This window comes from Hydrogenophaga sp. (assembly GCF_041633695.1).
In the GTDB taxonomy this organism is placed as follows: Bacteria; Pseudomonadota; Gammaproteobacteria; order Burkholderiales; family Burkholderiaceae_C; genus Hydrogenophaga.
On record NZ_JBFJMY010000714.1, the window covers coordinates 1 to 1,392 of the forward strand.

The 1,392-nt window shown below is 62.0% G+C and carries 1 protein-coding gene; it reads right to left on the bottom strand.

Going from position 1 to position 1,392, the window contains the following annotated elements; translation table 11 throughout:
* Window positions 1–195: 195 nt before the first annotated feature.
* The coding region (locus ABYB95_RS23490) for an inorganic phosphate transporter (protein WP_372662793.1) at window positions 196–1,392 on the bottom strand (1,197 nt) is incomplete at its 5' end.

Genomic DNA, 1,392 nt, shown 5'->3' on the forward strand with positions numbered 1-1,392 from the left:
GTGAGAGGCTTGCCGGTGGCAAGCAGCTGTCACGCCGTGGCCGTCAAATGGCGAGACTTCAGCCCAAGGGCTTCGGTCCGGCCGACGGCATCAGGACTCTGAGTGTGAGGCAGATGCACAAATCAGCGCAGTTTCCTGCGCAGCCTTCGATTGTCGCAGGTTTTCAGGGAAAACCCTAGAACTATTTTCCCCCGATCACCCCAGGACGGCTGCAACCGCATGGAACAGCAGCGCGGCCAGCACCGCTGTAGCGGGCACCGTGATGATCCAGGCGGCCACGATGCGCAGCACCGTCGAACGCTTCACCAGCTCCTTCTTGTAGGCCTTCTTGAAGGCCTTGCGTTCGCTTTTGTCAAAAATGGCGCCTTCGGTTTCCAGCGCTTTGGTGCGGCGCTTCATGTCGGCCAGCATGCGTTTTTTCTCTTGAACCTCGGCCGCTTCGAAACGCAGCAGGTAGGCTTCCACCTCACCCCGGTCTTCGCCCTGGTGGCCGGAAAACACCACCGACTCCATCTTGGCGTAGTTCACCTTGAGCAATTCACGCAGAAAACCCACGCCAAAAACGGCGCCGATCGTCACGTGCGTGGTGGAAATGGGCATGCCCAGCTGGGACGCCAGGATCACGGTGAGCGTGGCGGCCATGGCGATGGAATAGGCCCGCATATTGTCCAGCTCGGTGATTTCCTTGCCCACGGTGCGGATCAACCGGGCGCCGTACAAAGCCAGGCCAACCGCCAGGCCAAAGGCACCCAGAACCATGACCCACAGCGGCGTGGCGGCTTTGGTCGCCACCGCGCCCGCCTTGACCGCCTCGTAAATGGCGGCCAGAGGACCGACCGCGTTGGCCACGTCATTGGCGCCATGGGCAAAACTGAGCAGCGCCGCCGAGCACACCAGAGGCCAGACAAACAGCTTGTTCACGCCTTCCTTGCTGTTGTCCTGCATCACCGCCGAGCGGGCAATCGGGCCGCGAATCAACAGCCAGACCACAACGGCAAAGACCGCGCCCATGCCAACGGCCAACAAGATGTCCAGCTTGACCAGTTGCCCCAAGCCCTTCACCAGCATGTAGGTGCCAAAGGCCCAGGCCATGACCGCGATCAACCAGGGCACCACCCGGCTGGCGGCTTCGGTTTTTTCGTTGCGGTAGGTGATGCTGCGTTTGATCAGATACAAGAAGCCTGCCGCGATGGCGCCCCCCATCAGCGGCGACACCAGCCAGCTCATCACGATCGAGCCGATGGTGCCCCAGTTGACCAGGCCCCAGCCACCTGCAGCAATGCCAGCCCCCATCACCGCACCAATGATGGAATGCGTGGTCGAGACCGGTGCGCCCAACGCGGTGGCCAGATTCAGCCACAGAGCGCCCGCCATCAAGGCGGCGAACATCAC